Origin of the sequence: Pseudomonas sp. 18173 (assembly GCF_050432945.1) — a bacterium.
Classification (GTDB): Bacteria; Pseudomonadota; Gammaproteobacteria; order Pseudomonadales; family Pseudomonadaceae; genus Aquipseudomonas.
Map to the genome: position 1 here is coordinate 58,463 of NZ_JBKFTN010000001.1, position 24,918 is coordinate 83,380.

General features: G+C 61.0%; 23 protein-coding genes. 7 read left to right on the plus strand and 16 right to left on the minus strand.

Translation table 11 applies throughout. The features are described 5' to 3' along the window. Window positions 1-129: 129 nt before the first annotated feature. Entirely contained in the window at window positions 130-597 is a 468-nt protein-coding gene (locus tag ACLD1X_RS00290; RefSeq protein ID WP_429365641.1) for a ferritin-like domain-containing protein, read from the minus strand. A 203-nt stretch (window positions 598-800) separates the two neighbouring features. Between ACLD1X_RS00290 and ACLD1X_RS00295 the strand changes: the two genes are divergently transcribed. Next, entirely contained in the window at window positions 801-1,037 is a 237-nt protein-coding gene (locus tag ACLD1X_RS00295; RefSeq protein ID WP_429365642.1) for a DUF3820 family protein, read from the plus strand. Between the two features lie 19 nt (window positions 1,038-1,056). Beyond that, window positions 1,057-2,238, plus strand: coding sequence for an aminotransferase class V-fold PLP-dependent enzyme (locus tag ACLD1X_RS00300; RefSeq protein WP_429365643.1), 1,182 nt, complete (start codon window positions 1,057-1,059; stop codon window positions 2,236-2,238). Between the two features lie 2 nt (window positions 2,239-2,240). Here ACLD1X_RS00300 and ACLD1X_RS00305 read toward each other — a convergent pair whose 3' ends face one another. The 4 genes from ACLD1X_RS00305 to zwf form a co-directional block, all read right to left on the minus strand. After that, window positions 2,241-2,966, minus strand: coding sequence for an intradiol ring-cleavage dioxygenase (locus ACLD1X_RS00305; protein WP_429365644.1), 726 nt, complete (start codon window positions 2,964-2,966; stop codon window positions 2,241-2,243). A 497-nt stretch (window positions 2,967-3,463) separates the two neighbouring features. Next, window positions 3,464-4,129 carry a bifunctional 4-hydroxy-2-oxoglutarate aldolase/2-dehydro-3-deoxy-phosphogluconate aldolase gene (locus ACLD1X_RS00310; RefSeq protein ID WP_429365645.1) on the minus strand — a complete coding sequence of 222 codons (666 nt, stop codon included), beginning with the start codon at window positions 4,127-4,129 and terminating at the stop codon, window positions 3,464-3,466. A gap of 17 nt (window positions 4,130-4,146) precedes the next feature. After that, window positions 4,147-4,860, minus strand: a complete 714-nt coding sequence (gene pgl / locus ACLD1X_RS00315; RefSeq protein WP_429365646.1) for a 6-phosphogluconolactonase — start codon at window positions 4,858-4,860, stop codon at window positions 4,147-4,149. Further along, a complete protein-coding gene (zwf, locus tag ACLD1X_RS00320; protein WP_429365647.1) occupies window positions 4,847-6,316 on the minus strand; it encodes a glucose-6-phosphate dehydrogenase in 1,470 nt (489 codons plus the stop codon). The genes pgl and zwf overlap by 14 nt, the downstream gene beginning before the upstream one ends. 228 nt (window positions 6,317-6,544) lie before the next feature. Here zwf and ACLD1X_RS00325 point away from each other — a divergent pair, with 228 nt between their 5' ends. Further along, window positions 6,545-7,405, plus strand: coding sequence for a MurR/RpiR family transcriptional regulator (locus tag ACLD1X_RS00325; protein WP_170948639.1), 861 nt, complete (start codon window positions 6,545-6,547; stop codon window positions 7,403-7,405). Between the two features lie 149 nt (window positions 7,406-7,554). On the opposite strand, the gene ACLD1X_RS00330 is transcribed toward ACLD1X_RS00325, so the two are convergent. The 11 genes from ACLD1X_RS00330 to edd form a co-directional block, all read right to left on the minus strand. Continuing rightward, window positions 7,555-8,409 (minus strand): D-hexose-6-phosphate mutarotase, encoded by an 855-nt coding sequence (locus ACLD1X_RS00330; protein WP_429365648.1) that lies wholly within the window; start codon window positions 8,407-8,409, stop codon window positions 7,555-7,557. Window positions 8,410-8,646: 237 nt separating this feature from the next. Beyond that, window positions 8,647-9,993: a carbohydrate porin gene (locus tag ACLD1X_RS00335; protein WP_429365649.1), complete on the minus strand. Its 1,347-nt coding sequence runs from the start codon at window positions 9,991-9,993 to the stop codon at window positions 8,647-8,649. A gap of 264 nt (window positions 9,994-10,257) precedes the next feature. Then, entirely contained in the window at window positions 10,258-11,418 is a 1,161-nt protein-coding gene (locus ACLD1X_RS00340) for an ABC transporter ATP-binding protein (RefSeq protein ID WP_429365651.1), read from the minus strand. Window positions 11,419-11,420: 2 nt separating this feature from the next. After that, a complete protein-coding gene (locus ACLD1X_RS00345; protein ID WP_429365652.1) occupies window positions 11,421-12,266 on the minus strand; it encodes a carbohydrate ABC transporter permease in 846 nt (281 codons plus the stop codon). Next, entirely contained in the window at window positions 12,259-13,167 is a 909-nt protein-coding gene (locus ACLD1X_RS00350; RefSeq protein WP_429365653.1) for a carbohydrate ABC transporter permease, read from the minus strand. Before ACLD1X_RS00350 ends, ACLD1X_RS00345 begins: the two co-directional genes overlap by 8 nt. A 159-nt stretch (window positions 13,168-13,326) precedes the next feature. Then, window positions 13,327-14,628: an ABC transporter substrate-binding protein gene (locus tag ACLD1X_RS00355; RefSeq protein WP_429365654.1), complete on the minus strand. Its 1,302-nt coding sequence runs from the start codon at window positions 14,626-14,628 to the stop codon at window positions 13,327-13,329. 118 nt (window positions 14,629-14,746) lie between these two features. Next, on the minus strand, window positions 14,747-16,006 hold the full coding sequence (locus tag ACLD1X_RS00360; RefSeq protein WP_429365655.1) for an AGE family epimerase/isomerase: 1,260 nt from the start codon (window positions 16,004-16,006) through the stop codon (window positions 14,747-14,749). 217 nt (window positions 16,007-16,223) lie between these two features. Continuing rightward, entirely contained in the window at window positions 16,224-17,693 is a 1,470-nt protein-coding gene (locus ACLD1X_RS00365; RefSeq protein ID WP_429365656.1) for an ATP-binding protein, read from the minus strand. Then, on the minus strand, window positions 17,683-18,414 hold the full coding sequence (locus ACLD1X_RS00370) for a response regulator (protein WP_007996002.1): 732 nt from the start codon (window positions 18,412-18,414) through the stop codon (window positions 17,683-17,685). Before ACLD1X_RS00370 ends, ACLD1X_RS00365 begins: the two co-directional genes overlap by 11 nt. A gap of 189 nt (window positions 18,415-18,603) precedes the next feature. Further along, on the minus strand, window positions 18,604-19,563 hold the full coding sequence (locus ACLD1X_RS00375) for a glucokinase (RefSeq protein WP_429365657.1): 960 nt from the start codon (window positions 19,561-19,563) through the stop codon (window positions 18,604-18,606). Beyond that, the gene (gene edd, locus ACLD1X_RS00380) at window positions 19,560-21,386 is read right to left on the minus strand and encodes a phosphogluconate dehydratase (RefSeq protein ID WP_429365658.1); all 1,827 of its coding nucleotides are present in this window, start codon (window positions 21,384-21,386) and stop codon (window positions 19,560-19,562) included. Before edd ends, ACLD1X_RS00375 begins: the two co-directional genes overlap by 4 nt. Window positions 21,387-21,606: 220 nt before the next feature. On the opposite strand from edd, the gene gap reads away from it, so the two are divergent. The 4 genes from gap to ACLD1X_RS00400 all read left to right on the plus strand — a co-directional run bounded on the left by gap (window position 21,607) and on the right by ACLD1X_RS00400 (window position 24,882). Further along, window positions 21,607-22,608, plus strand: a complete 1,002-nt coding sequence (gap, locus tag ACLD1X_RS00385) for a type I glyceraldehyde-3-phosphate dehydrogenase (protein WP_007974423.1) — start codon at window positions 21,607-21,609, stop codon at window positions 22,606-22,608. A gap of 152 nt (window positions 22,609-22,760) precedes the next feature. Continuing rightward, entirely contained in the window at window positions 22,761-23,225 is a 465-nt protein-coding gene (locus tag ACLD1X_RS00390; protein ID WP_429365659.1) for a methylglyoxal synthase, read from the plus strand. 77 nt (window positions 23,226-23,302) lie between these two features. Continuing rightward, window positions 23,303-23,830 carry an RNA polymerase sigma factor gene (locus ACLD1X_RS00395; protein ID WP_429365660.1) on the plus strand — a complete coding sequence of 176 codons (528 nt, stop codon included), beginning with the start codon at window positions 23,303-23,305 and terminating at the stop codon, window positions 23,828-23,830. An 86-nt stretch (window positions 23,831-23,916) separates the two neighbouring features. After that, window positions 23,917-24,882 (plus strand): FecR family protein, encoded by a 966-nt coding sequence (locus ACLD1X_RS00400; protein WP_429365661.1) that lies wholly within the window; start codon window positions 23,917-23,919, stop codon window positions 24,880-24,882. The last annotated feature ends 36 nt before the right edge of the window (window positions 24,883-24,918 follow it).

Here is a 24,918-nt window from a genome sequence, read left to right on the forward strand (position 1 = left end):
TTGACTGGTCAAAAACAAACAATGTGGGAGCGGGCTTGCTCGCGAAGGCGGTCTGACAGTCACCATTGATAGTGACTGACACGCCGCCTTCGCGAGCAAGCCCGCCCCCACAGTTGTTTCAACCAGGCATTACGAACGGGCACGCGCCTGGTTACGCAAGGCCTTGACCTGATCGTGATTGCGTTGCGCGCCATGGTACTGGCGCTCAACCAAGTCACGAATGCCCACCAGGTTGTGCTTGTTGATTTTCTCCATGGCGTCCCGGTAAGCCTTCAACGCATGGTCTTCACCACGCTCGGCTTCATTGAGTACCGCCTCCTCGCCCTTGCCGGTGAACATCGACTTCACGTCGACCCAGCGACGGTGCAAATCACCGCTGACACTGGTGGAGGTTTGCGGATCGCCACCCATCGAACGCACGGCAGACTGCAGTTCCGTAGCGGCTGCAGCACAATCGGCCGAACGCGCGATGAACAGGTTTTTCAGCTCTGGGTGCTTGATGTCTTCAGCGCAGGTCTTGAACCCGGCCTGACCGTCCTTGCTGGTTTCAATCAGGTCGTTGAGTACGGAAATCGCTTCTTTATTCATGTCGGTCATTTTTCAGTTCCTCGCGGTTGATGAAAGATGCAATGAGTGGTGCACCCTGCATGCCAGGCTGGACCTGTATATTTATCCGTTATCTTTCAAATACTTATCTATTATCCAGAAATCTGTATCCGTTTTATTTGCATGATCTGTCAATTGGCCTGCATGCAGAATGCCTGTATTTTCCAGACTGACTGAATCAAGACGACCGACCGATGAATCCTGAAAAGCTCGAACTGCTGATCACCCGCGAAATGCCCTTCGGCAAGTACAAGGGTCGAATCATTGCCGACCTGCCCGGCCCTTACCTGAACTGGTTCGCCCGGGAGGGTTTCCCTCAAGGCGAGTTGGGCGGCCTGCTGGCCCTGATGCAGGAAATCGATCACAACGGTTTATCGGACCTGCTCGAACCGCTACGCGCCAAACACGGCAAACCGGCTCCGCGCCACTGAATCACCTACCGAGTAGCCCATGCCCGACAACACCCGCCGCGCCCGTGATGAAGCCTTCTGGCGAACCTTTGCCGACCGCTACGATGTCGAACCCGGCCCGCTCAACCTGGAGAACGGTTACTTCGCACGCATGTCGCGCACGGTGGTCGAGGAATACCAGCGCAACATCGAGCTCATCAATCGCAGCAATTCGGTCTACGTGCGCCAGCGCTTCGAGCAGGGCGACAGCCTGAAGATCCGCGCGCAACTGGCCAGGCTGGCAGGCGTACCCGCCGACAGCATCGCCCTGACCCGCAACGCGTCGGAAGGTTTGCAGTCGCTGATCCGCAACTACAACCGGCTCCAGCCCGGCGATCAGGTACTGTTTTGCGATCTGGAATACGACACGGTCAAAGGCGCCATGCGCTGGCTGGCACGCAATCGCGGTGTCGAAGTGATCGAGATCGAACACCCGCACCCGGCCACCTTCGACAGCCTGCTCAATGGCTATCGGGAAGCCTTCGCACGGCTCCCGCGGCTGAAGCTGATGGCCCTGACCCACGTCACCCATCGCACGGGCCTGGTGATGCCGGTGCAGGCGATTGCCGCGGCGGCGAAGGAACATGGGATCGACGTCATCCTCGACGGGGCCCATGCCCTCGGCCAGCTCGAATTTGACCTGACCGAACTGGGCATCGCCTTCGCCGGCTACAACCTGCACAAGTGGATCGGCGCCCCGCTGACGCTCGGTTTTATCTACATCGCCCCCGAACGCCTGGCCGACATCGACCCGGACATGGGCGAGATGCATTTCCCGGCCACTGATATCCGTGCCCGTACCTCGTACAGCACCCCCAACATCCCGGCGTTGCTGACCCTGCCGCTGGTGCTCGAGGAGCATCACGCCATGGGTGGCGCTGCGGCCAAAGGTTCGCGGCTCAATTACCTGCGCAATCGGTGGGTCCGCCCCGTGCGCGAACTGCCGGGCATCGAAGTCCTGACCCCGGACGACCCGCGCCTGTACTGCGGCATCACGGCCCTGCGTTTCACCGCACAGGCCGATCAGCAGGCGATGGTCGAGCGGCTGCTCAAGGACTACAACCTGTTCACCGTGGTACGCACTGGCGCGGCATGCGGTCCGTGCATCCGCATTACACCGGGGCTCACCACCACGGCGGCCGACATGGATGCGCTGGCCAGCGCACTGACTGAACTGACCTGACGTCAGACGGTGTACTTGTCAAAGTCCTCGGGCTTGATCTGGGTCGACACGGCGAAGGTGTCGATGCCGATGGTCATCTTCCCGAAGTATCCGTCTTCAGCCGAATCGCGCCCCAGGGTGTGCACACTCAAGGTCGATTCTTCGCCACCCATGGTTGTGTAGAAAAAGTCCTGATCGTTGGTCAGCACCGGCACGGTTCGGCCGCTGTAGGGGCGGCTGTTGAGTACCGGGCGCGAGGCCACCTCGGGCAGGTAAAGCTGCCCGACCCAGGCGACATGTCGTTCTTGCAAATAGTTGTTGCCGGCCGTGATGCGCACGGCGACATGAATGTGCAAGGCACGGCCAGCGTAAAAACCCGGATAGATCGTGGTGAAGCGCACGATGCCCGCCTTGTCGGTGAATTGCCCGCCGCGCAGGTAGGTATCGTCGTCGGTTCGCGGGACTGCGCCAATGTCACCGGAATCGACCTCGACATCCGGGTTGATCTTGCTCCAGCCCGAATAGGCACCGCGAGCATTGCAGTGCCAGATATCCACCAGCGCATCGGGGACCGGTTCACCGGTCATCGCATCGACAATGGTCAGGCGCAATACCAAAGGAACGCCTTCGGCACCTTCGCTGATGTTTCTGCGGATCAATTTCGGGTTGCGAAAATAAGGGCCGGCAATCTGTTCGGGGGACAACAGGCAGACCGGTGCTGCGGGTGCAACTGAGGTGGTAGCGTCCATGACGTTCTCTCTTCCATAAGATGAACGCAGGTTAACGCCTGGCAATTTCCGGTATGCGGTAACTATGTATCGCACGATGTCCTTGTGGCAGAGAGCTGGCTCCGGGCGGCGTTCCGACGATGGTCGTGAACGATAACGCTGAAACCCGGTAACCAGCGGTGCCTGTAGGAGCGAGCTTGCTCGCGATGGTCGTGAACGACGACGCGAGAACCTGGTAGCCAGCGGTGCCTGTAGGAGTGAGCTTGCTCGCGAGGGTCGTGAACGATGACGCGGGAACCTGGTAGCCAGCGGTGCCTGTAGGAGCGAGCTTGCTCGCGATGGTCGTGAACGATGACGCGGGAACCTGGTAGCCAGCGGTGCCTGGAGGTTTTTCGCGAGCGAGCTCGCTCCTACAGAGGTGTTGATTGCCGCACGTTTTCGCGGGCAAAAAAAAACGGTGCACCGACCAAGCGCACCGTAAAGCCGTAGAACACACAACGAGGTGTCGGGTGAAGCGATCAGTCCAGCAGCGCCAAGGCCTCGGCGGTGCATTCCTGAATGCGGGCCCAGTCGCCGTTCTTGATCCACTCCGGATCAAGCATCCAGCTACCGCCCACGCACATGACATTTTTCAACGCCATGTAGCTCTTGATATTGGCCGGGCCGACGCCGCCGGTCGGGCAGAATTTCACTTCGCCGAACGGGCCGCCCAAAGCCTTGATGGCTGCAACGCCGCCGCTGACTTCGGCCGGGAACAACTTGAAGCGGCGGTAACCCAGGCCGTAGCCTTCCATGATGCCCGAGGCATTGCTGATGCCTGGCAACAGTGGAATCGGGCTGGCGACGCTGGCTTCCAGCAGGTCGCGGGTGATGCCCGGCGTAACGATGAATTGCGAGCCCGCCGCTTCCGCTGCCGCCAGCATCTGGCGATCGAGCACGGTGCCGGCACCAGTCACCAGCTCTGGACGCTGCTCGCGCAGAATCTGGATGGCCTTGAGGCCGAATTGCGAACGCAGGGTCACTTCCAGGGCCGTCAGGCCACCGGCCGCGAGCGCGTCGGCCAGCGGCAGAACGTCCTGCTCGCGGGCAATGGTGATCACCGGCAAAATCCGCGCTTTCGTGCAGAGGCTGTCGATCAGGGCAACTTTATCCGCCATGGAAACGGTCGGGGATGGGTTTGTCATAGCGGCTGTTCCTTGGCTCATGGGCACCAGTAAATCTCTAACGTGGGTTGCAGAAATGCGCGCACCGGCATTTCGGCGACATCGTCACCGGCCAGCGCGAAACTCAGGGTGGTCAGCTTGGACTGACCGGAAATCGACAGAATCTTGTGTTTGGCCGAAGCCAGCAGCGCGCGGCTCATGGTCAGGCGCTGACGCGGCACGGTCGGCGCCAGCATCGGCCAGCAACGACGTGTGCCGTCGACTTTCAAGGCCTCGGCCAGGTTCGGGCTGTCGGGGAACAGCGACGCGGTGTGGCCGTCATCGCCCATGCCGAGGATCAGCACGTCGATCACCGGCAACTCGGACAGCAAACGGTCGGCCTGCTCGGCTGCCTGCTCAAGGTTGGCACTGGCGCTGTACAGGCTCAGGAACTGCGCCTTGGCCGCCGGGCCCTGCAACAGATATTTCTTGAGCAGGCCAGCGTTACTGTCGGCATGCTCCACCGGTACCCAACGCTCGTCGGCCAGGCTGACCACCACGTTGGACCAGTCCAGCGCCTGCTTGGCCAGGTGCTGGAAAAACGCCACCGGGCTGCGGCCACCGGACACCACCAGCGTTGCTGTACCCTGGGCGTCGATTGCATCGCTCAATTGTCGGGCCACCTTCAGTGCCAGGCTTTCGGCCAGCAGCACCGGGCTCTTGAACGCATGGGCGCTGACGCCCTGCGGCAGTTTCAAATCAGATATCGCCATACCACGACCTCCCGTCCCGCGTGATCAGAGCAATGGAGCTCATCGGTCCCCAGGACCCGGCCGCGTACGGCTTGGGCGCATCGCCGGATTTTTTCCACCCGGCGATCAACTGGTCACACCACTTCCACGCGGCTTCGATTTCATCTTTACGGACAAACAGGTTCTGATTGCCGCGCATCACTTCCAGCAACAACCGTTCGTAGGCATCGGGAATCCGTGCGCTACTCCAGGTGTCGGAAAAATTCAGCTGCAACGGACCGCTGCGCAGCTGCATGCCTTTGTCCAGGCCTTGATCCTTGGTCATCACGCGCAAGGAAATGCCTTCGTCCGGTTGCAGGCGGATAATCAGCTTGTTGCTGATTTGCAGGCGCTGCTCGGGAGCGAAGATGTAGTGCGACGGTTCCTTGAAGTGGATGACGATCTGCGACAGCTTCTGCGGCATACGCTTGCCGGTACGCAGGTAGAACGGCACGCCGGCCCAGCGCCAGTTGCGGATGTCGGCACGCAGGGCAACGAAGGTCTCGGTGTCGCTCTGGGTGTTGGAATTGGGTTCTTCCAGGTATCCCGGTACCGCCTTGCCTTCGCTGTAGCCGGCGATGTACTGGCCGCGCACCACTTGAGTGGTCAGGCCTTCCGGGCTGATCGGCGCCAGGGCCTTGAGCACCTTGACCTTCTCGTCACGGATGCTGTCGGCGGACAGGTCGGCCGGCGGGTCCATGGCGATCAGGCAGAGCAGTTGCAGCAGGTGGTTCTGGATCATGTCGCGCAGCTGGCCGGCCTTGTCGAAGTAACCCCAACGGCCTTCGATACCGACCTTCTCGGCCACGGTGATTTCCACGTGGGAGATGTAGTTCTGGTTCCACTGGGTTTCGAACAGGCTGTTGGCGAAACGCAGGGCGATCAGGTTCTGGACGGTCTCCTTGCCCAGGTAGTGGTCGATGCGGTAGGTGCGGTTCTCCGGGAAGAATTGCGCCACGGCGTCGTTGACCTTGCGCGAGGATTCCAGGTCCGAACCGATGGGCTTTTCCAGCACCACACGGGTGTTTTGCGCCAGGCCGACCTTGGCCAGGTTTTCGCAAATCGCGCCGTAGACGGCGGCCGGGGTCGCAAAGTAGGCGATGACTCGCTGTGCGCTACCGGCGGCTTCGGCCAGGGCCACATAATCGTCGGGATTGAGGAAGTCGACGTGCAGGTAGCTCAGGCGCGCCAGGAAACGCTCGATCACGGCTTCGTCCAGCTCTTTGGCACCGACATAGCGGCGCAGCTCGGAGGCTATGAACGACAGGTGTTCCTGCTCGCTGCCAGACTCACGGGCCAGCGCGATAATACGCGTGTCCTCGTGCAGCAGGCCGGCGCCGTCGAGTTGATAGAGGGCAGGAAACAGCTTGCGCAAGGCCAGATCGCCCAGGGCGCCGAACAAGGCAAAGGTGCACGGTTCAACCGTAATCGAGAGCATGATGTTTGTTCTTTTATCAAGTTAAGCTACAAATACCTTTTTTCAAGGCATCACTCAAGGGAAAATGTAGTAATAACCACAACATTTTCGCAAAATACAGATTCCGAGTGGTGGTCGGTCGGAGCCATCAGTAGGATAGGCCACCGTTACGGGCCTCACCAAAGGCCCTTTTTGCATTAGCCGCGCGCTTATCGGTGCCGGTGAATCAAGGAATCCCATATGGACCGCGTGCGAAATTTACTGGAACAAATCCAGAATCGCCTTGAAGAGCTGAACAAGGCCGAGCGCAAAGTCGCCGAGGTGATCCTGCTCAACCCGCAGCAGGCCACCCGGTTCAGCATCGCTGCCCTCGCCCAGGCGGCTTCGGTCAGCGAACCGACGGTCAACCGTTTCTGCCGTTCGTTCGGCGTCAGCGGCTACCCCGAGCTCAAACTGCAACTGGCCCAGAGCCTGGCCAGTGGCGCCGCGTACGTCAGCCGTGCGGTGGAAGCCGACGACAATCCGGAAGCCTATACCCAGAAGATCTTCGGCAGCGCCATCGCCTCGCTGGACAGCGCTTGCCAGGCCCTGGACCCGAACCTGATCAGCCGCGCCGTCGATTTGTTGATCCAGGCCCGGCAAATCCACTTCTTCGGCCTCGGCGCCTCGGCTCCCGTGGCGCTGGATGCACAGCACAAGTTCTTCCGTTTCAACCTCGCCGTCACGGCCCACGCCGACGTGCTGATGCAACGCATGATTGCCTCGGTGGCCCACACCGGCGAGCTGTTCGTGATCATTTCCTATACCGGTCGCACCCGCGAACTGGTGGAAGTCGCGCGCATCGCCCGGGAAAACGGCGCATCGGTGCTGGGCCTGACCGCCGAGAACTCGCCACTGGCCAAGGCCAGCACCCTGAGCCTGAACATTCCGCTGCCGGAAGACACCGACATCTACATGCCGATGACCTCGCGGATCATTCAGCTGACCGTGCTGGACGTACTCGCCACCGGCATGACCCTGCGCCGGGGCGTGGATTTCCAGCCGCACTTGCGCAAGATCAAGGAGAGCTTGAATGCCAGCCGGTATCCGGTTGGGGATGAGTTCAACTAGGTCGAGATCTTTATTGCCTGATCTGGCCTCTTCGCGGGCAAGCCCGCTCCCACAGGTTCAATGACTGCCGCAAGTTTTGTGCTCGACGCGGACACTGTGGGAGCTGGCTTGCCAGCGAAGGGGCCAGTCCAGACACCGAGAATTTTGAACTAACCCCCCACCCGCGCCTGCAAACTCAAATGCGCCCGCTCCCCAGGTTTCAGGCACAGGCTGTCGGTACCGCCACTTGCGGCCTCTACGCAAACGAACTCGGATATCTCGTTCCAGGTCACGCCAAGCAACGGCCGTGAGCCGGGATGCCAAACCACCGTGTCGGCCGTTTCGCCAGTGTCGATGCACAACGCCCGCTGCCAGGCATGGTCATTGAGCTGCAATTCGCCGTCATGCTGGAACACCCGCTGACAACCGCCGTCCACGCGCAACTCGCCTTCCTGCTGACAAACCTGTCGGCTCAACTGGTCATAACCCTGCGCACCTTCCAGCCCAGACAGCGCTATCTCACTGACATCGCCAATACGCCAGTAAGCATGCAAAGCCTGGCTCAACTGGCACGGCATGTCGTCCTGATGCTCGGTGCTCAGGCGCAACTCCATGCGCTCGCCCAGATGCGCGTGCAGGTCCACCTGCCAGTCGCACAACTTCAGTTGCCAGTGCAACCGCACGCCATCGTCATCACTGTTGCTGTCGAGCAGCTTCCAGTCGAGCAACCGTGCCCAGCCATGGGACGGCCAGGCGTTTTCACTCGGATGCCGGCCATACCATGGCCAACACACCGGCACGCCACCGCGAATGGCACCGACCTGCGGCCATTTCGCCGCGCACCACAGCCAGGGTTTCTGGCCCTTGGGTTGAAAGTGCAACAACTGCGCGCCCTGACGGCTGAACACCGCCTGACACAGCGGATGATCGATCACCAGCACATCGCGCATCTGATAGCGCTCCCACGCGAACACCGGACGCTCGCGCAAGGATTTGAAGAAGCGTTGTAGCGGATGCTCAAGCATGTGCCACGGTCCTGAAAAACATGGGTGTACTCAACATTCTCACAATCCTGTAGAGCGCTTTTTGTGGCGAGGGGGCTTGTCGGAATGCCGCATCACCCCGTTGGGTCGCGAAGCGGCCCCAAAATGGGACTGCTGCGCAGTCCAACGGGGGCGAGCCCCCTCGCCACACAAAAAAAAGCGGACAGCCAGGGCTGTCCGCAAAAATGCGCACATGGAGGAGAGCTTATCGCAACAGCGTTAGAACACCGACTGAATTTTCAGGCCGGCCACCACAGCGTTGTCGACTTGATCGACGCCGCCCGGGTGCGTGATGTATTGCAGGTTCGGACGTACGGTCAGCCAGTTGGTCACGTGGAAACCATAGTTGAGCTCGTAGTTGTATTCAGTTTCACGAATGGGCGAGAACACCGGATCGTTGTAATCCGAAACACCGTTGGCCGCGTTGGTCAGCTCGGCGTTTTTCTTCACGTCATCGTTGACATGGATACGGGCGAAACCGATGCCCACGTCATCCTTCGGACGCGCGTCGAACGGCCCCTTGTACACGAACATCAGCGACTGGTAGTTGTCGATGAAGTTGGTGTCCTTGTCGTGGAAAGTGGCGTTGGCCGCGATGTTCAGACCGCGAGAAGCGTCGCCGTTGTGGCTGGTCAGTTGCTGCTGCGCGACGAACCAGTAGCCGTGCTTGCTATCGTGGACACGCAATGGATTGCCGCTGGTCGCTGCGTCCTGACCGTTGTCGTCCTTGAGAACGTCGTCGGCATCGGAGGTACTTTTGTAGTAACCGACACGGTATTCACCCGGCAGGTTGTTGACCTTCGGCGACCAGACCAGCTCGATCGGCAGGACGGTGCCATTGGTACCGCTGCCGCTGAGCTTGAAGCCGTTACCGTGCTCCAGTTGCGAGGTGTTCTGGTTGTACGCGCCGATCTGCGCGTAGAGCTCGTCGTTGATGTTGTACTTGACGCGGATCGCCGCTTGCATCACCGGCCAGTTGTACCAGATGTTGGTCGCCCAGTTGCCCACCTGGGATCCGCAGAACGCCAGGTTCTGGAATTCGCACGGGAAGGTGTTGAAGTCTTCACCTTCACCGAAGTAACCGGCCTTGACGTCCAGTTTGTTGTCGAGGAACTGATGCTGGATCCACAACTGGGTCAGACGCACCATGTGGCCACGTCCGAAGACTTCCTGGGAGGAGCTCAGGGTGCCGGCACGCGGATCGCCGATACGGTCGTTGGAGATGTTCTCACCGTTACGGTTGGTGAGCTGGATCTTGGCCTGGGTGTTGTCCCAGCCCAGCAGTTTCTCCAGGTCCAGCGCCGCCCCCAGGCCGAACTGGTCGGAGTAGCGCGCGGTCTTGTCATCGTTGAAACCGCCATGCAGGTTGGCGCCGACTTCACCGACGTAATCCATCTTGATGTCGATACCCTGCTCGATCAGCCTGGTTCGCTCACCACCCCAATCGCCCGTCATCCATTTGGAGTCGGAGCTGAACGCTTCAGCGGCCATCGCATTACCGGCCAGAACCAGTGCTGCCGCTGCTGACACTTGGCAGATCAACCGGGCCTTGTTCTTCATCTTCATCCCTACATCCTCGTTTTATTGTTATTAACTTTTCTTCTTTAACGCGGTTACATCAGTTGCGACGGATGTCTCCACCCGCCACATGTCCCCCGTGGGAATGGCTTTTGTGGCGAGGGGGCTTGCCCCCGTTCGACTGCGCAGCGGTCGTAAAAACCGTCACCACCTTCAGGCTTGAGTTTGCGGTGACAGGTTTCAGGGGCGCTTCGCACCCCAACGGGGGCAAGCCCCCTCGCCACAAAAGCTCGCTCCCACATTTCTTGTTTTTCAGCGGCCTTTGAATTGCGCTACGTTGTCAGCGTGAGTCTCGGCTTTCGGCACGCCGGCAACACCCAAACGCTCACCAGTCTTGGCATCGAACAGCAGCACTTTGGCCGGGTCGAATTGCAGGTTCAGCGTCTCGCCCACCGCCGGTGCCACGTCCGGCGCCATGCGGCAGCAGACCTTGGTGTCGTTGAGATTGACGAAGACCAGGGTGTCGGGTCCGGTCGGTTCGGTGACCTGGACTTCGGCGCGAATGGACGGCAAACCGTTCGCTTCGCCGTTGGCCAGAACGATCTGCTCAGGGCGCATGCCGAGGATCACTTCGCGGTCTTCAAGCCCGGCGTCCTGCATGGCCAACGGCAGTTCGCAACGGGCCTGGCCGCTGTCGAGCAGGGCCAGCAGACGACCGTCCTTGCGTTGCAGGCGCAGCGGGATGAAGTTCATCGGCGGCGAACCGATGAAGCTCGCCACGAACAGGTTGGCCGGGTCGTTGTAGATGTCCTTCGGCGTGCCGAACTGCTGGATGATGCCGTCCTTCATCACCGCCACTTTGTCGCCCAGGGTCATGGCTTCGATCTGGTCGTGGGTCACATAGACCGTGGTGGTTTTCAGGCGCTGGTGCATCAGTTTCATTTCGGTGCGCATCTCGACCCGCAGCTTGGCGTCGAGGTTGGATAGCGGCTCGTCGAACAGGTAGATCTTCGGCCGCCGCGCCAGGGCACGACCCATCGCCACGCGCTGTTGCTGGCCACCGGAGAGCTGGCCCGGCTTGCGGTTGAGCAGGTGTTCGATCTGCAGCAGCTTGGCCACGCGAGCCACTTCCTCATCGATGGCCGACTGGCTCATCTTGCGGATCTTCAGACCGAACTCGATGTTCTCGCGCACGCTCATGGTCGGGTACAGCGCGTAGGACTGGAACACCATGGCGATGTCGCGATCCTTGGGGCTCATGCCGCTGACGTCCTGATCGCCGATCATGATCGCGCCGCCACTGATGGTCTCAAGGCCCGCGATACAGTTCATCAGGGTCGACTTGCCGCAGCCCGATGGCCCGACGAGGATCAGGAACTCACCGTCCTTGATCGACAGTTCAATGTTCTTCAGGGTGTCCGGCAGGCCGGCACCGTAGGTCTTGTTTACGTTGCGAAGTTCGAGCGTTGCCATGATTACCCCTTGACTGCGCCGGCCGTCAGCCCGCGCACGAAATACTTGCCTGCGACCACATAGACCAGCAGGGTCGGCAGACCGGCGATCATCGCCGCTGCCATATCAACGTTGTATTCCTTGGCCCCGGTGCTGGTGTTGACCAGGTTGTTCAGCGCCACCGTGATCGGTTGCGAATCACCGCTGGAGAACACCACACCGAACAGGAAGTCGTTCCAGATCTGGGTGAACTGCCAGATCAGGCAGACCATGATGATCGGGGTCGACATCGGCAGGATGATCCGCCGGAAGATGGTGAAGAACCCGGCACCGTCGAGACGCGCAGCCTTCACCAACGCATCCGGAATGCTGATGTAGTAGTTACGGAAGAACAGCGTGGTGAACGCCAGGCCGTAGACCACGTGCACGAACACCAGGCCCGTGGTGGTGCTGGCCAGGCCCATTTTGCCCAGGGTGAACGAGGCCGGCAGCAGGACGGTCTGGAACGGCAGGAAGCAACCGAACAGCAGCAGGCCGAAGAACAGCTGCGAACCGCGAAAGCGCCACATCGACAACACGTAGCCGTTCAACGCACCGATGGCGGTGGAGATCAAGACAGCCGGAACAGTGATCTTGATCGAGTTCCAGAAGTAACCGTCTACCGTGGCCCAGGCCTTGATCCAGCCGATGCCGGTGACCACGGTCGGCCAGCTCAGCAGGTTGCCGGTGCTGATGTCTTCCGGGGGCTTGAAGCTGGTCAGCAGCATGACCACCAGCGGGATCAGGTAAAGCAGGACAGCGAATATCAGCACCGCGTAGATCGCGATACGACTCAGGCTGACGGGAGGTTTGGCAACGAGACTAGTCATGACGCTTGGTCCTCAGCTCGGAGTACAGGTAAGGCACGATGATTGCGAGAATCGCACCGAGCATCAGAATCGCACTGGCCGAACCCATGCCCATCTGGCCGCGGCTGAAGGTGAAGGAATACATGAACATCGCCGGCAGGTCGGAGGAGTAACCCGGACCACCGGCGGTCATCGCCGCCACCAGGTCGAAACTCTTGATCGCGATGTGCGCCAGGATCATCACGGCACTGAAGAACACCGGACGCAGGCTGGGCAGCACCACTTTCCAGTAGATCGTCGGCATGCTCGCACCATCGATCTGCGCTGCGCGGATGATCGATTGATCCACGCCACGCAGGCCGGCCAGGAACATCGCCATGATGAAACCCGAGGCTTGCCATACCGCAGCGATCACCAGGCAATACACCACGCGATCCGGGTCGATCAGCCAGTCCAGGCGAAAGCCTTCCCAGCCCCAGTCCCGCAGCAATTTGTCCAGGCCCATGCCCGGGTTGAGCAGCCATTTCCAGGCGGTACCGGTAACGATCATCGAGAGCGCCATCGGGTACAGGTAAATGGTGCGGATGAAGCCTTCGCGACGGATGCGCTGGTCGAGAAACACCGCCAGCAACACGCCGATCACCAGGGTGATGGCGATGAACATGCCGCCGAACACGGCCAGGTTCTTGCTCGCCACCCACCAGCGGTCGTTGTCGAACAGCCGCGCGTATTGCGCCAGCCCCGCCCACTTGTAGTTCGGCAGGAAGGTCGACGTGGTGAACGACAGAACGAACGTCCAGAGGATGTAGCCATAGAAGCCCACCAGAACGATGAACATGCTCGGCGCCAGCACCAGTTTTGGTAGCCAGCGCTGCAATGCGTCGAACGGCGAGGCCTTGCTGAACACAGCAACAGAACTCATGGGAAGATCCAGTACGAGGAAAAGAAATTGCTTGGGCATCCCCTCCCCCTGTGGGAGCGGGCTTGCTCGCGAAAACGGTGTGTCAGACGACAGATGCATCAACTGAAACGACGCCTTCGCGGGCAAGCCCGCTCCCACAACGGAGAGCGGTGCTGACCTTTACTTGGCGGCCTTGATAGCCGTACCGAGTTTTTTGGCTGCATCGGCCGGGTCGGCTTTCGGGTCGTTGATGTAGTTGGTCACTACGTCAAAGAACGCGCCCTGTACCGCCAGCGTGGTCGCCATGTTGTGCGCCATGCTCGGTTGCAGGCCGCCAGACTTGGCGTCTGCCAGGAAGTCTTTGGCAGCGGTCTGGGCGCAGGCGTCGAAACCATGCTTTTCCATGTCGGCCAGCATGTCGTTACGCACCGGGATCGAGCCTTTGTTGATGCTGAAGACCTTCTGGAAGTTCTCGCCCAGCACAACCTTGGCGATGTCCTGCTGACCGGCAGCAGTGCCCTTGTCTTTCTGCTTGAACACGGCCAGCGAGTCGATGTTGTAGGTGAAGGCCTTGTCGGTGCCCGGGAAGGCTACGCACTCGTAATCCTTGCCAGCGACTTTCTTGGCGGCAGTCCATTCGGACTTGGCCCAGTCACCCATGATCTGCATGCCGGCCTTGCCATTGATGACCTTGGCCGCTTCCAGGTTCCAGTCCTGGCCCTTGCCGTCGGCGTCCATGTAGGTCGCGACTTTCTTCAGCTCGGTCAGGGCCTTGACCATTTCCGGGCCGGTCAGGGCGGCGTTGTCCAGATCGACCAGGGCTTTCTTGTAGCCATCAACGCCCATCACCGACAGCACCACGGCTTCGAACACGGTGCTGTCCTGCCAAGGCTGACCACCGTGGGCCAGCGGAATGAAGCCCGCAGCCTTGAGCTTGTCACCCGCGGCGTAGAACTCTTCGAGCGTGGTCGGATTCTTGGTGATACCGGCTTTCTTGAAGACTTCCGGGTTGATCCACAGCCAGTTCACGCGGTGAATGTTCACCGGCACGGCCACGTAATCACCTTCGAACTTCACGGTATCGGAGACTTTCTTGTCGAGCAGGCTGTCCCACTTCTCTTCTTTGGCAACGTCTTTCAGGACGTCCGTGTCGAGCAGGCCGGTCGAGGCCCACTCCTGGATATCCGGGCCTTTGATCTGGGCCACGCCCGGCGGGTTGCCGGCCACGGCACGGCTTTTCAGCACGGTCATGGCGGTTGCACCGCCACCACCGGCCACGGCGCCGTCTTTCCAGGTGAAACCGTCTTTTTCAACCTGGGCCTTGAGTACATCGACGGCAGCCTTTTCACCGCCGGACGTCCACCAGTGCACGACTTCCACCGAACCTTTGGATTCGGCAGCGCAAATACTGAGCGGCAAGGTGGCGAGCGGGAACAGGGAGGCGACAGAAATGACAGTAGCGAGGCGAGAAATCGCATTCATCTGAGATGTACCTTTCTTGTTGTTATGCATGCAAGTCTGGTGCTTGCGCTGCAAATGAGTTTAAACAGGACGCCTCCCCTCGCAGGTAACGAAGGGATGCGTGAATGTCACCACATGGTTACACAGGAGCGCTCTGGGACAGGTGCGCCAAGGCCGTGGCCATACTGGGCGATAAAGGCAGGCGAGGAATCAACACCGCCTGCCAGGCATGGTACAGATCGGGTTTGCCGGGCCAGATATCGGCACTCGGGCGGTTTTGCGGATCGAGCTCGTGATACCAGCTGCCGTCTTCGCGGTCGATGAAATGACTGTCACAAAATTCCCAGAACAGTCGGTACCAGTGTTCGTACTGCTCATCACCGGTGCGCTTGAGTAATGCACTGGCGGCGGCACTGGCTTCGCAATGGGTCCAGTGCAGGCGATGGCGGACCACCGCCTGGTTGTCCCAGTCCAGGGTGTAGACAATCCCCGGCGCGCCATCGACGTCCCAGCCGTGGCGGCAATTGTTCTCGAACAGTTTTTGCGCGTCGGTGAGCAGCCAGCCCGGCGTGAGCATCCCCGCTTTCACCCGCGAAGCTTCGAGATGCAGCAACAGCCGCGCCCACTCGAAACCGTGACCCGGGGTGGTGCCGTAGGGGCGGAAACCGTCGGCCGGATTGTCACGGTTGTAGTCGCGCAGCGGCTGCCAGGTGCGATCGAAATGCTCGATCACCAGGTAATCGTTGGCAGCGGCGTGACCATGGATCACGCGCTCGACAATCCGTTGGGCACGGCTCAGCCAACGGTTGTCATCGGTGACATCGGCCAGGGCGAGAAAGGCCTCGGTGGCGTGCATGTTGCTGTTGGCGCCGCGATAGGCTTCCTCTTCGCTCCAGTCGCGGTTGAAGGATTCGCGCAAGGCGCCCTCCTCCTCGCTCCAGAAGTACGTGTCGATGATGTCGACGGCATCATCGAGCAAGGCCTGCGCACCGGGACGCTGCGCGACTACCGCGGAACTCGCGGCCAGTGCGACGAAAGCATGCAGGTAGGCATTCTTGCCGGTGTTGCCGTCGCGATGTTCGGCGGTTGCGAACCAGCCACCGTGAAGCGCATCGCGCAGTGGCCCGCGCAGTGCCGCGACACCGTGATCGACCAGCCCGGCAAAACCCGGCAGCCCCTGGATATGAGCCATGGCGAAGCTGTGGGTCATGCGCGCTGTGTTCATGGTTTGCGCTTGCGCGTCGGCCGCGAGGCAGCCCTTTTCATCGAGGTTGCCGAAGCCTTGCGCAAGCTTCGACGCTTTGGCAAACGCCAGCAAACGCAAGCCTTCAGCGGCGAGCCATTGCTGATGGGCAGGAGCATTGAGCCAACTGCTGAAGGCAGGTTGGAAGGTGTCCATGACGTACCTTTTTTGTTGTTATGACTGCCGGGCAGCATAAACAACGGACGAAGGCGGGCTTGTAACGAAGGGGATGGGTTATGTCACCGAGCTGTGACATTTACCTTGAGGGATGTGTTGAATCTTCTAACGCCTTCGCGAGCAAGCCCGCTCCCACAGGGATCTCACTGAACCTGTGGGAGCGAGCCTGCTCGCGAAGAACGATAACGCGGTATCGCTAATCAACGCTGCGGGGTAACTGCAAAGTCACCCGCAACCCGCCCTCGCGCAGGTTCTGCAAACTCACCTCACCGCCATGGCTGTGGGCAATGTTGCGGGCAATCCCCAGCCCCAACCCATAACCCTGCTGCTGCCCGGCCAGGCGGAAGTGCGGCTCGAACACTTGTTCCAGCCGCTGCTCGGGCACGCCCGGCCCTTCATCATCGACATGCAGGATGAACGCACTTTCATCGTCATCGATGTGCAAGTGCGCGTTCTGCCCGTACTTCAAGGCATTGTCGATCAGGTTGCCAATGCAGCGCTTGAGCGCCAGCGGCTTGCCCGGATACGCCGCCAGCGCCCGTCCCTGCTGGGTCACACGGCCGTTGCCGTTGGGCGCCAGGTACGGTTCAACCAGGCAATCGAGTACATGGTTGAGGTCCACCGGCTCGATGTTTTCGTGGATGTCGGTGTCTTTCACACATTGCAGCGCGCCTTTGACCAGCAGTTCCAGCTCATCCAGATCACGGCCGAACTTGGCTTGCAGCGTTTCGTCTTCGAGCAATTCGACCCGCAGCCGCAGACGGGTAATCGGTGTGCGCAGGTCGTGGGAAATCGCGCTGAACAACTGGCTGCGCTCGGTCAGGTAACGGCTGATACGCTCACGCATGGTGTTGAAGGCACGACCGACCTCGACCACTTCACTGCCGCCGCCCTCGGCCACCGGCTCGACATCAGCGCCCAGTGACAAATCCCGCGCCGCCCGCGCCAGACGTTTCAGCGGACGACTCTGCCAGTGCACCAGCAGGCCAATGAACAGCAGCAAAAAACCGCTGGTGAGCACGATGAACCACACCTGTTGCGACGGCAGGCCCTGTTCTTCAAGACTGGTATAGGGCTCGGGCAACAACGAGGCGATGTACAGCCATTCGCCCGGAGCCATCTGGATTTGCGTGACCAGCACCGGCGGGTTTACCGGTTCAAGGGTCAGCGCGTAATGCGCCCAGGAACGCGGCAGCTCATCGAGCTTCAGGCCCGCGTTGAAAATCCGCAGGTCTTCGGGGCTGACAAACGTCACCGAGATGTCCGTGTCCTGGCCAAGGGACTGGCGCAGCACCTCGTCCACGGCTTTGAGCACCGCCTCTTTGCGCGGCGTGACCGGCAGCACTTCCATGCCCAGGGGTTTGTCGTTGAGCGTCACCACGAACCGCGTGCCGCCCATGCTGCGCAACTGATCGAGCACCAGGGGCCGAAACGCCACCGGCAACGAACGGAAATAACTGACACTGGCCGTCATCGAATGGGCCAGGCTACGGGCGCTGGTGACCAGGCCCTCGAGCTGCGTGGCGCGCAGTTGCGACACCCAGATCACGCTCGACAATGTCTGGGCGAACAGCACGGCCAGCAAGGTCAGCAGCAACATCCGCCCGAGCAGCGAACGCGGCACCGGCACCCTGGCCGCGAGATTGCGCAGAAACTCAGTGACCATTGCTGGCAACCACATTGGCTGCCAATTGGTAGCCACTGCCGCGCACGGTACGAATCAGCCGTGGTGGTTTTTCGGTGTCGCGCAGGCGCTGGCGCAAGCGACTGACCGCCATGTCGACGATGCGATCGAGGGGCATCAGGTCGCGTCCACGGGTGGCGTTGCCGATGGTGTCCCGGTCGAGGATTTCCTGCGGGTGATCGAGGAACAGTTTCAGCAGTGCGAAGTCGGCGCCCGAGAGAATCACCTCTTCGCCATCGATGTGAAACAAGCGATGGCTGACCATGTCCAGGCGCCAGTCATCGAAGGCCAGCACCTCGCCGCCGTTACGTTCCTGACCAAACTGCGCGCGGCGCAGCAACGCCTTGATCCGCGCCTGCAACTCCCGTGGGCTGAAAGGCTTGCCCAGATAATCGTCGGCGCCCAGTTCCAGGCCGATGACGCGGTCGGCCTCGTCGGAACTGGCGGTGAGCATGATGATCGGCACCTGCGCCTGGCGTGGGTGCTGGCGAATCCAGCGGCACAGGCTGAAGCCGTCTTCGTCGGGCAGCATTACATCAAGGATCACCAGATCGCTCGGCGCCTCGTTCAGCGCCTGGCGAAAACCGGCGCCGTCGGGCGTGGTACGCACCTGGAAACCGGCACGGGTCAGGTAGGTGTCCAGCAACTCGCGTATCTCTTGATCGTCATCGACCAACAAAATCGACTTGTTGACTGAGCTCACGGGAAGGCGTCCTTGTTGTTGGAATTGGGCGGATTATGCCTTAAGCGATCAACTTACAAACACCACGGAAACAACTGTAGGAGCGAGCTTGCTCGCGATGGAGGTCAACGATAACGCGTGGTTTCTGGATGCACACGGCGCCCTGAAGTCCATCGCGAGCAAGCTCGCTCCTACAGTGATTGATTGCATTCAAGCAGGGATGGATTGCTCCAAGGCTACTCCGGCGCCAACCAACCCCGAATACGGCGCCGTCACCAGCCACACCGGAATCCCCCTGAAGTAGTCGCTCATGCAACCCTTGTCGGCGAAGCACCGGGCGAAACCGCTCTGGAGGAAGAAGTCGGCAAAACGTGGAATCACCCCGCCCACGATGTACACGCCAGCGCGTCCACCGGTGGTCAGCACGTTGTTGCCGGCCACGCGACCGAGCCAGCAGCAGAACTGCTCCAGCACTTCCACGGCAATCGGGTCGCCCGCCAGCCCGGCCGCGGTGATGGCTTCCGGTGTGTCGAGCACGGGCGTGTGCCCGTCCACCGCGCAGATCGCCCGGTAGACGCGCGGCAAGCCGCCGCCGCTCAACGCGGTTTCAGCGCTGACGTGGCCGATCTCGTTGAAGATGTGCTGCCAGAGCTGGGTTTCACGCGGACTGCTCAACGGCAGGTCGACGTGACCGCCCTCCCCCGGCAACGCGGCGAACCGGCCCTCGCCCAAATCGAGCAAGGTGCCGACGCCAAGGCCAGTGCCCGGGCCAATCACCACCGCCGGGCGCAACGGCTCCGGCGTGCCTTCGCAGACCACGCGGAATTCGCCGGGCTGCAAACGGGTCATGCCCAGGGCCATGGCCGAGAAGTCATTGACCAGCAACAGTTGCTCGACCTGCAAGGTCTGGCAAAAGCCCTTGCGGCTCAGGCGCCAGTGATTGTTGGTGAATTTGAATTCATCGCCGCTGACGGGACCTGCCACCGACAGGCACACCGAACCGATCGCCCCCGGCGCCAGCCCCAGGCCATCCAGATAGAGGCTGATGGCCTCTTCGGGGCTGGGGAAATCTGCCGTCGCCAGCACCTGGACCGATTCCAGTTGCTGGTTTTTCCACAACGCGAAACGTGCGTTGGTCCCACCGATGTCACCGACCAAAGCCAGTTTCAATTAAGCGTCTCCAGGGCAGAAGTGAAGGCGCTGGCGCCCTGCTCCGCCGAGCTGAAGGCCATGCGCATGAAACCAAACAGTTCGCGACCGGTGCCGATGTTGTTGCCCAACAGGCCCTTGGCCGGCGTGCGCGCTGCGAATTCGTCGGCGTCCACCTTAAGCTCCAGGGTGCCTTTGACGCCATCGACGCGGATGATATCGCCCTCTTGCACCCGCGCCAAAGCGCCGCCTACATAGGCTTCGGGGCTGACATGAATGGCCGCCGGGATTTTCCCCGACGCGCCGGACATGCGCCCGTCGGTCACCAGCGCCACCTTGAAGCCACGATCCTGCAATACACCGAGGAACGGCGTCATCTTGTGCAGCTCCGGCATACCGTTGGAGCGCGGGCCCTGGAAGCGCATCACCGCGACAAAATCCTTCTCCAGCAAACCGGCCTTGAAGGCATCGGCCAGGTCCTGCTGATCCTGGAACACCATGGCTGGCGCTTCGACGATCTGGTTTTCCACGGCGACGGCCGAGACTTTCATCACCCCGCGACCGAGGTTGCCTTCCATCACCCGCAGGCCACCTTCCGGTGAAAATGCGCGGGCAACCGGACGCAGGATGCTTTCATCGAGGCTGTCGGTCACGCCTTCGCGCCACACCAGCTTGCCGTTGTCGAGGAACGGTTCCTGGGTGTAGCGGCTCAGGCCGTGGCCCATCACGGTATTGACGTTTTCGTGGAGCAACCCGGCTTCCAGCAGTTCACGGATCAGGAACGACATGCCGCCCGCGGCCTGGAAGTGGTTGATGTCGGCCTTGCCGTTCGGGTAGACGTGGCTCAGGGTCGGCACGACTTCGGAGAGGTCGGCCATGTCCTGCCAGGTCAATTGGATGCCCGCCGCCATCGCGATGGCCGGCATGTGCAGGGTGTGGTTGGTCGAGCCGCCCGTGGCGTGCAGTGCCACGATGGAGTTGACCAGCGAACGCTCGTCGACGATCTCGCCGATCGGCATGAAGTCGCCCTTCTGCTTGGTCAGGCGCGTGACCTGATGCGCGGCCTCGCGGGTCAAGGCATCGCGCAACGGCGTGTTCGGGTTGACGAAGGACGCGCCCGGCAGGTGCAGGCCCATGACTTCCATCAGCAACTGGTTGGTGTTGGCGGTGCCGTAGAAGGTGCAGGTGCCAGGGCTGTGGTAGGACTTCATTTCCGATTCCAGCAGCTCTTCGCGGGTCGCCTTGCCTTCGGCGTATTTCTGCCGCACATCGGCTTTCTGCTTGTTGGAAATGCCCGACACCATCGGCCCGCCCGGCACGAAGATCATCGGCAGATGGCCGAAGCGCAGCGCGCCCATCATCAGGCCCGGCACGATCTTGTCGCAGATGCCGAGCAGCAGCGCGCCGTCGAACATGTTGTGGGACAGCGCTACGGCCGTGGACAACGCGATCACTTCGCGACTCGGCAGGCTCAGCTCCATGCCCGGTTCGCCCTGGGTCACGCCATCGCACATGGCCGGCGTGCCACCGGCGAACTGGCCGACAGAGCCGATTTCGCGCAGGGCCTTTTTGATCATCTCCGGGAAGACTTCGTACGGCTGGTGCGCCGAGAGCATGTCGTTATATGACGAAACTATCGCGATGTTCGCGGAGTTCATCATCCGCAGGCTGTTCTTGTCATCGCTGCCGCAACCGGCCACGCCATGGGCGAAGTTGGCGCATTGCAGCTTGCCGCGCATCGGACCGTCGCTGGCCGCACCGCGGATCAATGCAAGGTAGGCCTCACGCGTGGCGCGGCTGCGGGCGATAAGCCGTTCAGTGACCTCAAGGACGCGGGGATGCATGTGTAGAACTCCAGGCTAACGGATGTGGCGACCTGATTGTCTATGCTGATCAAAGGCCGGTGTCGATGGGATGACAGACGGTTTAGTTGACCATTCGGACCAGTTGATTCAGGTCACTCGTTGTAGATTGAACAAAATATTGCCATTAAAAAGGCTTGTTTTCTATTTTTTTGCGAATAATCTTGTAATTCCAACAACAAAACGACGGTAGCGCCGCACTATGACTCTTCGAATCGCAATCAATGGTTTTGGCCGCATCGGCCGTAACGTCCTGCGCGCACTCTATACCCAGGGCTACCGTCAGGATCTGCAGATTGTCGCCATCAACGATTTGGGCGACAGCGCGATCAACGCTCATCTGCTCAAGTACGACACCGTTCACGGCACATTCGATGCCGATGTCCAGCACGACCAGGAGAGCCTGACGGTCAACGGCGACCGCATTTCGGTCAGCGCCATCCGTAACCCGGCCGACCTGCCCTGGGCCGCGGAAAAGATTGATGTGGTGTTCGAATGCACCGGTCTGTTCACCGACCGGGCCAAAGCCGCCGCGCATATTACGGCGGGCGCGCGCAAAGTCATTATCTCTGCACCGGCCAAAGGCGCCGACGCCACCGTCGTCTACGGGGTCAACCACGACATTCTGCGCCAGTCGCACCAGATCATCTCCAACGCGTCGTGCACCACCAACTGCCTGGCCCCGGTGGCCCAGGTGCTGCACCGCGAGCTGGGCATCGAAAGCGGCCTAATGACCACCATTCACGCCTACACCAACGACCAGCACCTGACCGACGTCTATCACGTCGATCCGTACCGCGCCCGTTCGGCCACCCAGAACATGATCCCGAGCAAGACCGGTGCCGCCGAAGCCGTCGGCCTGGTGCTGCCGGAACTGGCGGGCAAATTGACCGGGATGTCGGTGCGTGTGCCGGTGATCAACGTGTCGCTGGTGGACCTGACGGTGCAGCTCAAGCGCGAAGCCTCGGCCGATGAGGTCAATGCGCTGATGAAAGAAGCCAGCCAGCACTCGAAGATCCTTGGCTACAACACCCTGCCGCTGGTCTCCAGCGACTTCAACCACAACCCGCTGTCGTCGATCTTCGACGCCAACCACACCAAGTCCAGCGGCAAGTTGCTCAAGGTACTGGCGTGGTATGACAACGAGTGGGGTTTCTCCAACCGCATGCTCGATAACTGCCTGGCGCTGTGCAACGCCGAATAATCGGCACGCCCCTTCCTTCTTGTAGGAGCGAGCTTGCTCGCGATGGTCGTGAACGATAACGCGGGGGAACCTGATGCCCCGCGGTGTTCTACAGTCCATCGCGAGCAAGCTCGCTCCTACAGGCTGCGTGTCATTTCCTGGAGCAATCATCGATGATCGGCATCAGCTTTACGCAAAAGACCCTGGCGGCGCGCAAGCGCATCGCCCTGGTCGCCCATGACCACTGCAAGGTGTTCTTGCTGGACTGGGCCGAACGGCAAAAGGACAAACTGGCCCGGCATGACCTGGTTGCCACCGGCACCACGGGGTTGCTGTTGCAACAACGCCTCGACCTGCCGGTGCAAAGCATGATCAGCGGGCCGCTGGGCGGCGACCAACAGCTCGGTGCGCAAATCGCCGAGCAGCGGGTCGATATGCTGGTGTTTTTCTGGGACCCGTTCGAACCCCAACCCCACGACCCGGATATCAAGGCGTTGCTGCGGGTCGCGGCCGTGTGGAACATCCCGGTGGCCTGCAACGAATGCAGCGCCGACTACCTGATCAGCAGTCCGCTGATGGATCAGGCGCACGACCACCGAATACCCGATTACGCGAGCTATTTGCAGGGGCGTGCCTGAACCTGGGTAAATCAGTACTTGACCATTCGAGTAGATGATAAGCATTATCATTCACTCGAAATGGATCAGGTTCTCCCGTGAGTCAGTCGCGCTTCAACCACGTTTTCCTCACCCAGCGTACCTCCCTGCTGCGCACGCTGGAGCGGATGGTCAACAATCACAGCACCGCTGAAGACCTCCTGCAGGAAACCTACCTGCGGGTGACCCGCGCCTTGAGCGAACGGGCCATCGATCATCTTGAGCCCTTTGTCTTCCAGACCGCGCGCAATCTGGCGCTGGACCATTTGCGCGCGCGGCGCATCCATTCGCGCACCATGGTCGATGACGTGCCGCAGGAGGTGATGCACAGCGTCGCCGCCCCCACCAGCAGCGCCGAAGACGCCGCCCATGCCGAACAATTGCTGGAGCGCCTGAACGTGAGCCTCAGTGAACTCAGCGCCCGCCAACAGCGGATTTTCATCCTCAGCCGCCTGCACGGGCACAGCTACCAGGAAATCGCCGACGAGCTGAACGTGTCCCTCAGTACCGTGCAGAAAGAACTCAAGTTGATCATGTCGATCTGCATCGGTGTTGCCGAACGCAATGACGGCAGCGGCAAGCCATAAGTGGCAAGGCAAACGCCGAACCGAGCTTGCAGCTTGTCGCTTGTCGCTTGAAACTGCTCTCCAGAAGCCCCTGCCGAGGAAACACCGTGACGGACAACCACCGCTCCCCTGAGCCTTCGCCGGCGCAGGACCCCGCAAGCGCGATGGACCAGGCCCTGGACTGGCTGATCGTGCTCGGCAGTCCCGACGAGGAGCAGACCCGCCAATTCCACGCATGGCTTGACGCCGATCCGTTGAATGCCCAGGCGTTCGCCAAGGCCCAGGCGATCTGGGACGGTCCGCAAGTGGCGCAATGCGCGCAAAGCCTGTCCGCGCGGCCGGCGAAAGTCACGGTCCTCGCCCGCCTGCGTCCGCACTGGAAACCGCTGGCCACCGCCGCCGTGCTGCTGCTCGGCCTGTTCAATTTCAGCAATTTGCCGATGCGCCTGCAGGCCGATCACCTGACCGTGGTCGGCGAGCGCCAGCGCCTGCAACTGGAGGACGGTTCCCGGGTCCTGCTCAACACCAATTCGGCGTTCTCAAGCACCATCAACGACCAGCAGCGTGTTGCCCGCCTGTATCAGGGCGAAGCGTTTTTCGAAGTGCAGGCCAATCGCGGCCAACCACTGGAGATCGACGCCGGCCCGGTCACCGCCAGCGTTCGCGATACCGCGTTTGCCGTGCGTTACCTCGACGGTGTGGCGCAAGTGCGGGTGCAACGCGGGGATGTCGACTTGCGGGCCACTCGTGACGATGCGCGGGTGCGCTTGTCCGCCGGGGAAAGCATTCGCATCGGCCCCAACGGTTTCGACCGCCCGACCAGGCTGGATGCCGCCACCGACCTGGCGTGGGTCCAGGGTCGACTGGTGTTTGAAAACTGCCCGTTGAACCAGGTGCTGGCAGAACTTCGCCGCTACTACCCGGGCTGGATCATCAACAACAACGAACAACTGGCCGACGTCGCCGTGACCGGCAACTACCGCCTCGATCAGCCCCTGGACGTGGTTCGCTCCCTGGCCCACATCACCTCGGCCCGGCTCCAGGAATTCCCGGCGCTGGTCATCCTGAACTGAATGAGAATTATTTTTACTCGATAGCTGAATCCCGTA